Origin of the sequence: Massilia sp. CF038 (assembly GCF_900129765.1) — a bacterium.
Classification (GTDB): Bacteria; Pseudomonadota; Gammaproteobacteria; order Burkholderiales; family Burkholderiaceae_D; genus Telluria_A.
The window spans coordinates 358,819-372,693 of the sequence record NZ_FQWU01000003.1; the positions used below are offsets into that span (position 1 = coordinate 358,819).

Consider the following 13,875-nt stretch of genomic DNA (forward strand, 5'->3'; position numbering starts at 1 on the left):
TTCTAGCAGTTCCACTTTTTTTCGCCCCTCCCATGACCGCTTTGCTTCGCCCAATGCCGGCTGTTGCCGTCGCCCTGTTCCTCCTTTTCTCGACCCAGGCCAGTGCGGCCAATTGCAGCGCCCCCGTGCTGGACGGCCAGTTGTACAGCATCGCCAGCCGCGCGTCGGGTAAGGTGCTCGACATTCCTGGCGGGGCGACCCAGACCGGCAGCGCGGTCCAGGTCTGGGACTACGCTGGGGGCAGCAACCAGCAATTCCGTCTGCGCAGTCTAGGCAACGACTATTGGAGCATCCAGGCGCGCCAGAGTGGCTTGCTGCTGGATGTGGCCGCCGCCTCTCAGGCAGAAGGCGCGCGCCTGTTGCAGTGGACTGCGAACGGGGCCCAGAACCAGCAGTGGCTGCTGAAAAAATCCAGCGCCGGCGGCTACAACGTGGTGGCGCGGCATTCCGGCAAATCACTCACGGCCATCGACACCGGCAGCGGGGCGCGCATCGTGCAGGCCAGCGATACCGGGTCGTCTCTGCAGCGCTGGTTCTTTAATCCGGTCAACGGCAATTGCGCAGGCGCGCCGGATGGTTTTGCCGCTCAGCCCGGTCCCGACAAGCTGGCCACCACCACCGGTGGCGGCAGCGCCCCTTCGCAGCTGGTGGCTTCGTGCAGTGCCCTGGTCAGCGCGCTCAAGTCGGCCAGCCCGGCGGTGGTGCAGATCGCTGCCGGCAGCACCATCGATTGCCGCACGGCGCCCCGCAGCCAGAGCGCGTGCGCGGTCGCTTGCCCCAGTTATCAGGATCCGGGCAAGACCACCTACCGCATTCCGGTCGGCAGCCAGACCTGCAAGGAACTTGGCTCGGCCAATGAAACGCGCTACAACCGGCCGCGCGATGAGATCACGATTGCCGTGGCGTCCAACAAGACCTTGCTGGGACTGGGGCCCGACGCGCGCTTGATCGGCGCCAGTCTGAACCTGGGCAATGCGCACAACATCATCATTCGCAATCTGGCGATCGAGAACATCAACCCCGGCCTGGTCGAAGGGGGCGACGGGATTACCCTGGACCGCTCCAGCCACGTCTGGATCGACCATGTGCGCTTCAAGCTGATCAGCGATGGCCATGTCGACATCAAGAACAGCGCCAACGTCACGCTGAGCTGGAATCGCTTCGAAGGCAGCAATCCAGCCGTGTGCGGCAGCCAGCATCACTACACCAACATGGTGGACAACTCGTCCGTCACCCTGCATCACAACTTCTGGAACAAGACCTCGGGCCGCAATCCCAAGCTCGATGGCGCAGCCACGCGGGCCCACTTGTACAACAATTATTGGCTGGACATTACCTACTTTGCGATCAACGGGCGCGATGGGGCGCAAGCCAGAATCGAGGGCAATTACTTTGCAAACACGGCGCGGCCGCACTGGAACACGGGCGCCGCTCTGTTCGATGCGCCGGCAGGGTCGAACCGCTACACCGGCATCTCGGCGACGGACCTGTACAAGAACAGCGGTGCCAGCGTGTTTGGCGATGTGAGCATGTACCGCTATGTGCTCGATCCCGTGGGTTTGATTCCGGAACAGCTGAGCGCGGGGGCTGGGCCGCGGTAAGCGCGACTGGTTTGTATGGTTTTGCCAACGTATCGCGCCATGTAAAGATAATTGTTTTATTAAAAAAGCAAGCTGATAAAATGACCAAGATAATCATCTTCTACTGAGGAAACCCGCGCATGAAACTTCGCCCTACCGCAGCGTTCGGATACACATTGGCAGCGGCGAGCGCGCTGTCTGGTTCGGCAGCATGGGGGCAGGAGGCGCAGTCAAACCAGATTGAAGTGGTGCGCGTGACCGCGCAAAAGCGCCAGGAAGATCCGAACAAGGTGGCGATGAGCATTTCCGCGGTCAGCGGCGTACAGCTGCAGGCGCAGCATGTGAACGACTTCACCGATCTGACCCGGCTGGTCCCCAATATCTCATTCACGGCTGCCAGCGGCAACGGTGGCGCCGGTCCGGGCACCTCGAACATCGAAGTGCGGGGCATCAGTTCGGCAGCAGGCGCGGCCACGGTCGGTGTGTATCTGGGTGAGGTGTCGATCACGGTCGGCAATGTCTACACGATGGGCTCGGTGGAGCCGAAGTTCTTTGACATCGACCGCGTTGAAGTGCTGCGCGGCCCGCAGGCCACGCTGTACGGTGCCAGTTCAATGGGCGGCACCATCAAGTTCGTGCCGGCCGAGCCGGATCTGAAGGAACGCGAGTTCAGCACCTACGGTGAATATTCGTCAACCAAGGGCGGCAGCGCCAATTATTCCGCCAACGTGGTCGGCAACTTCCCCCTGATCAAGGACGAGCTGGCGCTGCGCCTGGGCGTGCAAGCGCAGCGCCAGGGTGGCTTCATCGACCAGGTCGACGGCAACGGCGCGCTGCTGGCCGAGAACATCAACAAGGTGGACGACCAGGAAATGCGCATGGCGCTGAAGTGGAAGCCGGTGCGCGCGCTGACCATCACGCCGTCGCTGTATTACCAGAAGGTGGACGCGAAAGACATTTCCGCCTTTAATCTGGAGCTGCCCAACTATCAGGCACAAAAGCAGGTGCGCGAGCCGTCCAAGGACACCTTGTTCGCGCCCAACGTGACCGTCAACTGGGATTTGGGCAGCACCGACCTGACCTCCAGCACCAGCTATTTCCAGCGCAAGTTCGACCGCACCCAGAACGGCTCGGCCTATAACAGCTATTCGCTGTCGACCTTTTTGACGTCGACGGACGATGGCGGCACTGCGCCGCCTGCGCTGATTGACGCGGTCGCGGGCTTGCCGTCGGCGGTGTACCTGAACAACCAGGTGCGCCAGATCTCGCAGGAACTGCGGCTGTCTTCGCGACCCTACGATGCGCAGGTGTCGCCATGGACCTGGCTGGGTGGCGTGTATTTCTCGAACCAGCACACCAATATTACGGAGAACGATCCGATCTTCGGCGTCAACGATACGTTTGCGCAGTTCGGCTTCAGCACGTCCGATCCGGACATTCTGCCTGGCGCCACGGCCAATGCCTTCCCGAACGATAACGCCTTCTTTGGCACCTTCCACTATCGCGAAAAACAAAGCTCGATTTTTGGCGAGGCCAATTACTACTTCACGCCCGCACTGCACCTGACGGTGGGCGCGCGTTATCTGCGCGGCAGCTCGACCTTGAACCAGCAGAACGGCCTGTATCTGGCTGGCGCCGGCAACAACGGCAGCTCCAGCCTGTCATCGAAAGCGTTCACACCAAAGTACGCGCTGACATGGGAAGTCGATCCGGCCCACACGGTCTACAGCAGCGTGTCGAAAGGTTTCCGCCTGGGCGGGTCGAACGTGTTTGTGCCGCCGACCACCTGCGGCCCCGATCTGGCAGCGAACGGAATCGAAAATGGCCCGCCCACGTACGCGCCAGACAGTTTGTGGAGTTATGAAGTGGGCAGCAAGTCACGCTTCTTGAACAATAGCGTGACCTTCAATGCCGATGTGTTCTACGTGAAGTGGAAGAACATCCAGCAAGGCGTGTACTTGCCGACCTGCGCTTACACCTACAACGCCAACGCAGGCGACGCCACCAGCCGTGGCCTGGAGTTTGAACTCAAGGCCAAACCCATGGCCGGCCTGACGCTCAATGCGTCCGGCGGCTGGGTCAAGGCGGAATTGTCGAACGACAAAGGCCTGCAGAACGGAATTGTGGGCGCGGTGGCCGGTGCGCCGATTCAAGGCGTGCCGAAGTACAACGCCAGCATTGGTGCGCAGTACAATTTTTCGGTATGGGGCGACAAGAGCGCGTTTGTGATGGGTGGTGTGCACTGGGTGGGCGCCAGCAAGGGCTCGCTCGACCCGGAGCAGACCGATTACGAGCGCCCGGCTTACCATACGGCCGACTTCAGCGCCGGCATGACGTTTGATCGCGTGAATGTGAGCGTGTTTGTGAAGAACGCGCTCGATACCGATACCGTGATTCAGCATCCGCAGGTGGCGTCGATTGTGCAGGGTTACCGGGTGCAGCCGCGCAGCATCGGCATGAGCGTGGCCGCCAAATTCTGATGTCGCTTGCAGTTGTCAGTGCCAGGCATCAAGCAGACTGGCGTTCCGCCTCGGGTTCGACGGCAAAGCGCAGGCCCGCGTATTGTTCCAGGCGCGGGATCAGTGCCAGTCCCATGGCGCTGCCGGCGGTCCAGACGCCGCCGCCAGCCATGCTGCGTTCCGGGTCGCCTACCAGGCACAGGGCGCTTTCGGCGATCATTTTCGAGGTGGACCCGTAGCCAGGGTCGCGGTCACCCTTCACGCTGGCGCGCAAGCGCTGGCCGCCCGCGGTCTCGCCAATGAACAGCAAATCATAACGCCCGCTCTCGCGGGCTTTTTTGTCCGGCCCTTCGCCCGGTTTGGCCAGCACGAAACGGCGCAGCAGGGAACGGGCGGGACCGAAGCCAAGCGCGATGTTCTGCAGCCAGGTCATACGGGCCAGGTTGCGCGCGCGACGCGCTCCTTTGGCGCCATCGCCCGTCATCATCTTTTCATCGTAGCGGAAGGCTTTGCCCCACGGGTGGCCAAGCACCGCGTTGGTGCGGTGCACATTTTTGGTATTGATGGTGGCCATCATGAAGGGCCCGGTCCAGGATTGCGCCCAGTCGTCGTGGCTGGCGCTGTCGCCATCGGGCTGGGGCGGGCCGCTGAAACCGGGCGTGAGGGCAAACGGGTCGGCCATGGTGGCGGCCAGGGCCGGTTCGCGTTCGATGCGCTCGATGGTGGCCATGGCGCTGGCCAGGGTGCCGCCGGAAATGCCGCCCTTGATTCGGCGTACCCGGCCGCGCACGGTGGTCAGCGGCGCGCCAAAGCGCAGGCGCGCGTGCTCCTGCAGATATACCACGCCCAGGTCGAATGGGATGGAATCGAAGCCGCAGGAGAAGACGATGCGGGCGCCGCTGGTGCGCGCCACCACTTCCAGCTGGGGAATCATGTGCGCCATCCAGCCTGGTTCGCCGCACAGGTCGACGTAGTCGGTGCCCGCTTCGGCACACGCGCGCACCAGGGCTTCGCCATACAGCTGGTAGGGGCCGACCGTGGTGATGACGACTTTGGCGCGCGCCACCAGCGTGCGCATGGCGGCGCCATCGGCCGCATCGGCGGTGATCAGTTGCACGCTGTCGGGGGCGCCAACCAGGGTGCGCACCTCGGCCAGCTTGGCGGCATTGCGGCCGGCCATGGCCCAGCGGATGTCGCTGCCGGCGCCGTAGTGCTGGCTCAGATACTCGGCTACCAAGCGGCCTGTGAAACCGGTGGCGCCAAACACGATCAGGTCGAATTCCTTGGGCATGCAAGCTCCTGCAAAGGTGGTTGGCAGATGTGCATGATGCCAGAGAAAGCGGATACACTGTTGTGCATCCAAGCACGCCGACGAGAGTAACCATGAGCACGCCTGACCCAGTTTTCCATGCCCGGATCAACCCGCTGATCAAGCCGTTTCTGGTGGTGCAGATCGGCTTTACGATGGTGATCACGATCATTGGCATTCCGCTGGCGATTGTCTGGTTTCTTGGCCTGGGGCGCTGGTGGGCCCAGCATTATTACGACAAGCTGGAATGCCACTTGAGCGACCGGACCCTGCGCTACCGCAAGGGCATTCTGGTGCAGGTGGAAAAGACCATTCCGCTGGAGAACATTCAGGATGTGACCTTCGTGGAAGGGCCGATTCTGCGCCACTTCCAGCTCAGCACACTTAAATTTGAAACGGCTGGCAGCGGCGCCGGCCAGGCCAATGACATGCATTTGACGGGCATTGTCGATGCCCACGATTTCCGCAACCGGATTCTGGCTGCGCGCGACAAGCTCAAGCAGGAGCAACGGGGTGGCGCGCACGATCCTGCGGCAGCCGACGCCCATCTGGCCGCGCTGCGTGCCATCGAAGGCAAGCTAGATCAGATCATTGTGCTGATGCAGCGCTAACAGGAACTACCCCACATCGCCCTCGCGAAGGCGGGGGCCTATTCCAACTGCCCGAATTCGGCAAAGTGGAATGGGCCCCCGCCTTCGCGAGGGCGATGTAATGGTTTGCTTACACCTGCACTGGCAGCGAGCGGCAACTTGCAAATGCTACTCCGGTCGCTGCACCGTATAGCCACGCGCTTCCAGGGCTTGCAGCACCCCTTTCGGGTCGAGCAGGCGGCCGATGGACATCAAGCCGAAGGTGGAAACGTTGTTCTCAAGCGCCTTGTCGGCGGCGGCCAGCCAGGCTTCCTGCATGCGGGCGTTCAGCGACTGGAATTCGGGCGAGTCGCGCAGGGCTGGACTGCTGGTCATGGCGTCATTGCACACCCGCTCGGCGTTGACAAAGCTAATTTTCTGAATTTGCTCGATATCGCCCACGGCCCATGCGTTGGCGCGCGTGCGCATGGTCTCGATGTCGTTCTCCAGTCGATCGAGCGTGGCGGTAAAACAGGCTACGTCTTCCATCGATGATTTTTTGAACTCTTTGAGCATGGCGCGTGGCTCCTTGATCGGCAGCAGCACGGTGGGGCTGGTGACCTTGATCTTGTTCTTCTTGACGATGGCGTCAATGGTGGCACGCACGCGGTTATCATTCTCCAGACCGGCATGCTGCATGGCGGCGCGGTTCAGGCGCTCGGCCACGAAGAGGGGGCGCTCGCGCTCGAGGTCGTCGTCACGGCCAATGTATTTTTCCTTGAGTGGCAACCAGCGCGCGTAGACCTCTGGTGGCAGCACGTCCTTCAGGCGCGCGCCGTCGGGGTTGTTGCGTACGCCAATCGCCAGTGGCAGCAGGGTCAGCGCGCGCAAGACGCCAATATCCGTTTTGGCCGAAGACGGCTGGAGAAATTCCTGCGATTGCGCCAGGATGGTTTCAACTTCGTGGGCGCGCCATTCCATTTTGGTGGGCAGCGGCGCGTGGGTGCCGAACAGCCATAGCACGTGCTCGCCTTTGGTGACTTTCCACAAGCCAGGGCCGGGGCGCTGGCCCACCACAAGGATTTGTTCGGGCGCGGGTTCCGCTGGCGCTGGCTCGGGTGCGGTCTGGGCCCAGGTGGAGGATATGAACAGGGTCATGCATACAAGGGCGGACAGGCGTCGGGGCATGGGGAACTGGATTTGGTCGAGGGATGGCCAGTGTAGCCTTGCCGCGCCGCGCTGGGCGGCGGTTTGGGATGAAATGCAAGCTCAGGGTGGGAAGCGACGATTTGAGGGGATAGTTTGCAATTTCCTTGAATGCCCGAGCAGTAAGGCGGAGCAAGCGTGGCATGGGTCCCCGCCTGCGCGAGGACGATGTTCGAACTGATCCCCCGTCCGCGATCGTTGCAAGTGCAGGCCAGATGTTAGAACTCTTCCCAGTCTTCGGCTTCGGGCTTGTTGGCGGGTTTGGGCGCTGCCGGGGCGCGCAGACGGGCGGTTTCTTTTGCGACGACGGGTTTGGCGGGCGGCGGTGGACGGCGCACCGGTGCCGGCGCTGCAGTGGCCTGGTGTTCGCCCAGCTTGAACACGCTCACTGCCGCGGCCAGCCGCGTGGCTTGCTCTTGCAGACTTTCCGCCGCCGCTGCCGCCTCTTCCACCAACGCCGCGTTCTGCTGGGTGACGCCGTCCATTTGCCCGATCGCCTGGTTGACCTGGGCAATACCATCACTTTGCTCGGCCGTGGCCACGGTGATTTCGGACATGATGTGGGTGACCCGGCTGACGCTTTCCACCACTTGCTGCATGGTGCTGCCCGCTTCATCGACCAGCTTGCTGCCAAGGGCAACTTTGCTGACGGAATCGTCGATCAGGGTCTTGATTTCCTTGGCCGCGGCCGCGCTGCGCTGGGCCAGGCTGCGCACCTCGGCGGCGACCACGGCAAAGCCGCGCCCTTGTTCGCCAGCACGCGCCGCTTCCACTGCGGCGTTCAGCGCCAGGATGTTGGTCTGGAAGGCGATGCCGTCGATCACGCTGATGATGTCGACAATCTTGGTCGACGAGGCGTTGATCGAAGTCATGGTTTCAATGACCTTGGACACCACGGCGCCGCTCTTTTGCGCGACTTCAGACGCGGAGCCGGCCAGGTCGTTGGCCTGACGGGCGTTGTCGGCATTCTCGCGCACGGTCACGGTCAGTTCTTCCACGGACGCGGCGGTTTCTTCGAGCGCGCTGGCTTGCTGTTCAGTACGCGCGGACAGGTCGTTGTTGCCGTGCGCGATTTCGGCACTGGACGTGGCTACATTGGCGGCGCTGCTGTGTACCTGCAGCAGCACGGTGTGGATCTTGGCGACGAAGGCGTTGAAGCCTTTGCCGATGATGGCTAGTTCATCCTTGCCTTGCACGTCCAGACGCACGCGCAGGTCTGCATCGCCACTGGCGAGTTCGGTCATGGTGTCACCCAGGGTGCGTAGCGGTTTGGTCAGGCGCGATACCACCAGCACCAAAATCAGCGCCGTGGCCAGCGCGCAGACCAGGGCCACGCCCAGGGTGTAGAGCAGCAGTTCGCGGGCCGAGGCGGTGGCGTAGGATTTAGGGAAACTCAGGTCCACGCTCCACGGGGCAATATCCTTGTGGATGTGCAAGGGCTGCAACAAGTGCAGATAGCCGGCGCTGTCTTCGTATTCGTAGGACAGGCCCTGACGTATCTTTTCCAGTCCGGCGGCAGGCACATTGGTCGCCGGCTTGCCCAGCCACTCGGCCTGCGGATGGCTGGCATACAGGCCGCCGTTCGACAGCAGGGTCAGCTTGCCGCCCTCGATAATTTTTTGTTCAGCCAGAATGGCGGTCAGGCGCGGCAGCATGAAGTCGGCGCTCGCGGTGCCCCGGAAAGCGCCGCCAATCATGATGGGCGCCACCAGCGACGCCATCAGCACCGGCTTGCCGCCGATGGGGTATTCGTAAGGCTCGGTAAAGAAGACCTTGCCCATTTTTTTGGGGATGTCGTACCAGTCATTGGCGCCCGGTTTGGGGTCGAACACGATGGGCTCGACCTGCATTTCGCCGGCGGCATTGCGGGTCCAGTACGGCATGAAGCGGCCGCTGGCGTCGTAGTGCGGCTTTTTGTCGGCGTATTCGGCATCCTTGCCGTCCAGCGCATCGGGCTCCCAGGTAACGGCAGCGCCAATCAGGTCGGCCGAGGCGCCCAGGGTGGCTTTGACCACTTCATTGATCTGTTCGCGCGCCAGCGGCAGGCTGGCGGCCTTGGTGGCGCGCATCGTGTCGGCAACATTGCTGACGGCAGCCAGGTTGGCGCTGATGCGGTTTTGCACGGCCCCAGCGACCTCGCGCGAGGAGGTACGCGCCAGCTGCATGGCAGCAGCTTCGGCGCTGGCGCTGCTCTTGTAGCCGATCACGAGCGCGGTCAGGCCCAGGCTCAGCACCACCAGCCCGGTCGCGGCAATGCAAATCTTGGTATTGAGCGAGAGCTGCAGCAATGCCCCGCGTGCGCCTCCGCCATCGGTATCAAAGTTCATGATGCTGCTCCCCGCAAGGACTTAAAATGTTTTGGTGATCGACAGCACCAGCGTGGCTTTGCCGGGATTGGAACTTTCAATCACGCCAGCCGAATTGGGGATGCCCAGGGTGTAGTTGTCGTAGATCGAGGTCTTGGGGAAGGCCTTGGTCAGTGCCGCCGTGGCCGCCCAGCCACCGCTGTAGGCCTTGCTCAGGCCAATCTTGGCGTCGTTCCAGTTCCATACGTCATTGCCCGCACCTGCCACCCGACCATTGCCGGCATGCAGTTGCAGTGTCATGCCGGCGCCCAGATCGATGTTGGCGCCCACGTCGAGGTAACCGGTGCCACGCGCGTTGGTGATGCCGAAGAACTCGGGGGTGAAGGTGTAGTTGTATTTGGCGTACAGCATTTTCCAGGTCATGCCGAAGGACAGTTCGCCGTAATCGTAGGTGGTGGCGGTGGCTTTGTATTCGGCCCCCGGATAGACGTAGTAGTAGGCAAGCATGCTGTAGCCGAGCGCGCCGGCGCTGCCGCTGTAGCCGCCGTACAGGTCCACTTCCAGGGTGCCGTTTTCAATGAAGCGGTTGGAGACGGTGGACATCCAGGTGCCAACCGACCAGCCGCTGGGGTGCGCATAGTCGGCGCCGCCTTGCAGCGCCGGTTTGCCCCAGCCCTGACGGAAGCCGCGCGATATGTATTGCGAAGCCAGGGTGGCGTTGACCACCACGCCGGGAGCGGCCGGTGCCGGGGCCGGTTCGGGCTCGGCGCCCCAGGCTATGCCCGGCAAGCAGAGTGCGAGGAGCAGGAGACGGAAATTGGAAACGGATCGCATAGGCCACCTCTCAAAAAGGGGAAACACGTCGGACTTCCGGCAATGCGTATCGCATAACCATCAGTCAAGAATAGATGCCGTTAATACATAATGTCAATTCTTGTCTTGAGGCTGGGCACGAAACCGTTGTTTCAGTGGCGTGGGGTCGGTTGCTTCCTCCTGAGCAAACAGTTAGCCTGAGAGGATGACCCTCATGCGCTGCCCCAAGTGCGCTTATCAGCGCTTGCCGACCGATACCCATGTGCACTCTGGCGTGTGTCCCGCGTGCGGTATCGCGTACCAAAAGTATCTGGACCGTCAGGCGGGCGTGCTACCGCCCGTGGCCGAGATCCTGGTCCATGAAACCGTGCTGCCGGCACACGAACAACTGCGGCTGCGTTTGCTGGAGATGCCGGCCGAGGTGGATCAAGTCACCCTCGGCGGACGGGCGCTGGCCTGGACCGCCTTTGCCCTCTGGACCATCTGGTTCACCCTGCACGGCGTGAGCTGGGAAGTGATCGGCAGTTCTTTCCTGCACAACGTGATCCTGCCGTTTCACGAATTCGGGCACGTGCTGTTCCTCCCCTTTGGCCGCTTCATGACCATTCTGGGCGGCAGCCTGTTCCAGGTGCTGATGCCGCTCGGATTGATGCTGGCGTTTCTGATCAAGCAGCGCGAGACCTTTGGCGCCTCCGCCATGCTGTGGTGGGCAGGTCAGAGTCTGGTCGATCTGTCGCCCTACATTCGCGATGCGCAGGATCGCAGCCTGCCGCTGGTGGGCGGTGGTGGCGAAGAATCTCACGACTGGGGCAACTTGCTGACCATGCTGGGTTGGCTCGACCATACGGTGGCCATCTCGCGCCTGTGCTTTGGCGCCGGCGTGATCGTGATGCTGGCAGCACTGGTCTGGGGCGCGCAGCTGTTGCGCCTGCAGTACGAAAAACTGCAACAGCAGCGAGCCGCCTGAAGCGCCATGCATCCCCTCCTGTCCAATCCCGTCTGGGAATCGCTCAGCAGCACCCACGCCGGCTTCGCGCGCCAAAGCGGCGCGATGCTGCGCTTCCTGCCCGAGGTGGCGCCGTTTTGCGCTGTGCCCGAAGATGGGATCAGCCTGACCGATCCGTCAGGCCTTGCCGCCGGTGAGATAGTGTATTTCCTGGGCCCGATGCCAGCGTGGCCTGCGGGCTGGACGGTGCTGCAAGAATTTGCCGTGCTGCAGATGGTGTATGGGGGCGGCCAGCCCGACGCGGACAGCGCGTCTGCCCAGGTGCTGGGCGTGCACGACAGGGCCGCCATGCAAGCCTTGACGGCCCTGGTCTACCCGGAATTCTTTCGCCCTCGCACGGCTGAGCTGGGCATGTACATCGGCCATTATGCGCAAGGGCGGCTGGCCGCCATGGCCGGACAGCGCATGGCTTGTCCGGGTTACCGTGAAATCAGTGCGGTGTGTACCCATCCGGCCCACCGGGGCGAGGGTCATGCGGGGCGTTTGATTGCTCAGCTAAGCGCCGCCATTCTGGCCGATGGCGACACGCCCTTCCTGCACGTTAGTGCAAGCAACAAGGGCGCGTGGTCATTGTATGAACGGTTGGGGTTTGTGCCCGGCAGGACGCTACCTTGCGTCAAGGTGCAGGCGGCGGCCACGCCCTAGCGCGCAGGGCGGCGGTGGCTGCGCGCGAGCAAGCTGTGCTTGAGGCGCACACCAGGCGAACGGATGCCGCCGATCATGCCCCAGGCGGCTGCCCAGCGCGCTGCCTTGTCTTGCTCGGCAGGCAGGTCGGCGTCGATCGCCCTGCTGATCGCTTCGGCCATGCGCTGCATGGCGTAGGCTTTCCGTTCTTTTCTCGTATGCGCTTTCATGCGACTTAAAGTAACCCGCTGTGGCTCCCGGGACAGTTAAGCAGCGAACCATGCATGACAATCAGTCAATTTGTTTCGCTGCTCGCTTGCGCAGGATATAACCAGCAGAACAGCAAGGTCGCTGCCGCAGCGCCAGCCAGTTGCGCGGCGATAAAGCCGGGCGCGTCTTGCGGGCGAATGCCGGCAAAGGTGTCGCTGGCTGCACGCGCCAGCGTCACGGCCGGGTTGGCAAACGAGGTGGAAGCAGTGAACCAGTAGGCCGCAGTGATGTAGGCCGCCACTGCAAAGGGCGTACTGGCGGGGCGGCTGCGCGAACAGCCGATGATGGTGGCCAGCAGTCCGAAGGTGGCGATGCATTCGCTGAACCATTGCGCTGGACCAGTGCGCACGTGCTGCGCTGCTTGCAGCAGCGGCAGGCCGAACATGGCATGCGCTGCCAGTACGCCGATCAGCGCGCCCGCGCATTGCACCGCTATGTAAGGCAACAAAGCGCGCGGCGCCAGTTTGCCCTGCCAGGCTTCGGACAAGCTGACCACAGGGTTGAAATGGGCGCCCGACAGCGCACCGAAGGTCAGAATCAGCGCCAGCAGCCCAGCGCCGGTGGCAACCGCATTGGCCAGCAATGCCAGCGCAACGTTACCGCCAGCCAAACGTTCGGCCATGATGCCCGAGCCCACCACAACGGCCAGCAAGAGTGCCGTACCCACACCTTCCGCCACCAGGCGGCGTGCCAGGGTCATGCTTGCTCAGCCTTGGTGGGAGTGCAGGGTAGGCAAGGGTTGCCGCCGCAGCAGTTTTGCGTCAGGAAGCCAATCAAGTCCTGCATGGTGGCGAAGTTGGCGCTGTAGTGCATGAAGCGGCCTTCCTGGCGTGCCGTCACCAGCGCCGCGTGGGCCAGTTCCTTCAGGTGGAAGGACAGCGAGGACGCGGGAATGCCAAGCTGTTCGCCAATTTTGCCGGCCGCTAAACCGGCCGGTCCTGCCTCGACCAACAGGCGGAACACGGCCAGCCGGGATTCCTGCGCCAGCGCGGCCATGGCCGAGAGTACGTGTTTGGTTTCCATAATATTTCCATATTAGTGGAAATATGGAAGCCGATCAAGCATCGGTCTTTACAATACTTTACTGACCAGAAATGCTGCGTTGACAGCGGCGCCCTACAGTACAAGCATGCCAGCCCGATTGAGGCTGGACCCAACGAAAGGCACACCATGAACACAGAGAACACGACCGCCACCACCCCACGCAAGAGCAGCGCGGGCCGCCGCTGGATGCTTGCTGCCGCCACGGTTGCCGCCGTAGGCGCAGCGGGCTTCGCGGGCAGCAGCATGGCTGGCACCGATGGCGCAGGCCATGGTTTCGGCATGCATGGCGGACGCGGTCACCACGGCGCAATGGATCCGGAAAGCATGGCCAAGCACGTCGACAAAATGATTGAACGCATTGCGCCAGATGCGACGGCCCAGCAAAAGGCACGCCTGTCCGAGATCGCCAAGGCCGCATTCACGGACCTCAAGCCAATGCACGCCGAATTCCGCGATGCCCACAAGCGCTTGCACACGCTGCTGATGGCGCCAGCGATTGACCGCGTGGCGCTGGAAAAAGTGCGCGCAGAACAGATGCAGCGTGCCGACGCCATGAGCAAGCGCGTGCTGACCGCGGTGGAAGATGCGGCCGAGGTCTTGACGCCCGAGCAGCGCCTGCGCTTCCAGAAGCACTTGCAGGGCCGCATGCACCGTTAATTGCGCAAGCCATGTATTCTGGAACCTTCTTG

The 13,875-nt window shown here is 62.6% G+C and carries 13 protein-coding genes; 6 read left to right on the top strand and 7 right to left on the bottom strand.

All coding sequences use genetic code 11. The features are described 5' to 3' along the window. The first annotated feature begins 32 nt into the window (after positions 1–32). Together BUC24_RS20895 and BUC24_RS20900 are read left to right on the top strand one after the other, a co-directional pair. Positions 33–1,601, top strand: coding sequence for an RICIN domain-containing protein (locus BUC24_RS20895; RefSeq protein WP_073221324.1), 1,569 nt, complete (start codon positions 33–35; stop codon positions 1,599–1,601). A 119-nt stretch (positions 1,602–1,720) separates the two neighbouring features. Then, complete coding sequence (locus tag BUC24_RS20900; RefSeq protein WP_073221326.1) at positions 1,721–4,060, top strand: TonB-dependent receptor; 2,340 nt, start codon at positions 1,721–1,723, stop codon at positions 4,058–4,060. Positions 4,061–4,088: 28 nt separating this feature from the next. Here BUC24_RS20900 and BUC24_RS20905 read toward each other — a convergent pair whose 3' ends face one another. After that, a complete protein-coding gene (locus BUC24_RS20905; RefSeq protein ID WP_073221329.1) occupies positions 4,089–5,330 on the bottom strand; it encodes a saccharopine dehydrogenase family protein in 1,242 nt (413 codons plus the stop codon). 92 nt (positions 5,331–5,422) lie between these two features. Between BUC24_RS20905 and BUC24_RS20910 the strand changes: the two genes are divergently transcribed. Then, positions 5,423–5,959: a PH domain-containing protein gene (locus BUC24_RS20910; protein ID WP_073221332.1), complete on the top strand. Its 537-nt coding sequence runs from the start codon at positions 5,423–5,425 to the stop codon at positions 5,957–5,959. A gap of 147 nt (positions 5,960–6,106) precedes the next feature. On the opposite strand, the gene BUC24_RS20915 is transcribed toward BUC24_RS20910, so the two are convergent. The 3 genes from BUC24_RS20915 to BUC24_RS20925 form a co-directional block, all read right to left on the bottom strand. Further along, positions 6,107–7,075, bottom strand: coding sequence for a TraB/GumN family protein (locus BUC24_RS20915; protein WP_178372590.1), 969 nt, complete (start codon positions 7,073–7,075; stop codon positions 6,107–6,109). A gap of 266 nt (positions 7,076–7,341) precedes the next feature. Beyond that, positions 7,342–9,450 (bottom strand): methyl-accepting chemotaxis protein, encoded by a 2,109-nt coding sequence (locus BUC24_RS20920; RefSeq protein ID WP_083599063.1) that lies wholly within the window; start codon positions 9,448–9,450, stop codon positions 7,342–7,344. A gap of 21 nt (positions 9,451–9,471) precedes the next feature. Further along, positions 9,472–10,263 (bottom strand): TorF family putative porin, encoded by a 792-nt coding sequence (locus BUC24_RS20925; RefSeq protein ID WP_083599064.1) that lies wholly within the window; start codon positions 10,261–10,263, stop codon positions 9,472–9,474. Positions 10,264–10,456: 193 nt separating this feature from the next. On the opposite strand from BUC24_RS20925, the gene BUC24_RS20930 reads away from it, so the two are divergent. Both BUC24_RS20930 and BUC24_RS20935 read left to right on the top strand, forming a co-directional pair. Next, a complete protein-coding gene (locus tag BUC24_RS20930) occupies positions 10,457–11,209 on the top strand; it encodes a hypothetical protein (protein WP_073221692.1) in 753 nt (250 codons plus the stop codon). 6 nt (positions 11,210–11,215) lie between these two features. Further along, a complete protein-coding gene (locus tag BUC24_RS20935) occupies positions 11,216–11,893 on the top strand; it encodes a GNAT family N-acetyltransferase (RefSeq protein ID WP_073221337.1) in 678 nt (225 codons plus the stop codon). Here BUC24_RS20935 and BUC24_RS26750 read toward each other — a convergent pair. The 3 genes from BUC24_RS26750 to BUC24_RS20945 all read right to left on the bottom strand — a co-directional run bounded on the left by BUC24_RS26750 (position 11,890) and on the right by BUC24_RS20945 (position 13,165). After that, positions 11,890–12,102 carry a hypothetical protein gene (locus BUC24_RS26750; RefSeq protein ID WP_143167604.1) on the bottom strand — a complete coding sequence of 71 codons (213 nt, stop codon included), beginning with the start codon at positions 12,100–12,102 and terminating at the stop codon, positions 11,890–11,892. The genes BUC24_RS20935 and BUC24_RS26750 overlap by 4 nt on opposite strands. Positions 12,103–12,167: 65 nt before the next feature. Next, the gene (locus BUC24_RS20940) at positions 12,168–12,842 is read right to left on the bottom strand and encodes an aquaporin (protein ID WP_073221340.1); all 675 of its coding nucleotides are present in this window, start codon (positions 12,840–12,842) and stop codon (positions 12,168–12,170) included. Then, entirely contained in the window at positions 12,839–13,165 is a 327-nt protein-coding gene (locus BUC24_RS20945; protein WP_073221342.1) for an ArsR/SmtB family transcription factor, read from the bottom strand. The genes BUC24_RS20940 and BUC24_RS20945 overlap by 4 nt, the downstream gene beginning before the upstream one ends. A 147-nt stretch (positions 13,166–13,312) precedes the next feature. Here BUC24_RS20945 and BUC24_RS20950 point away from each other — a divergent pair, with 147 nt between their 5' ends. After that, a complete protein-coding gene (locus tag BUC24_RS20950) occupies positions 13,313–13,843 on the top strand; it encodes a Spy/CpxP family protein refolding chaperone (RefSeq protein WP_073221345.1) in 531 nt (176 codons plus the stop codon). Positions 13,844–13,875: the final 32 nt, after the last annotated feature.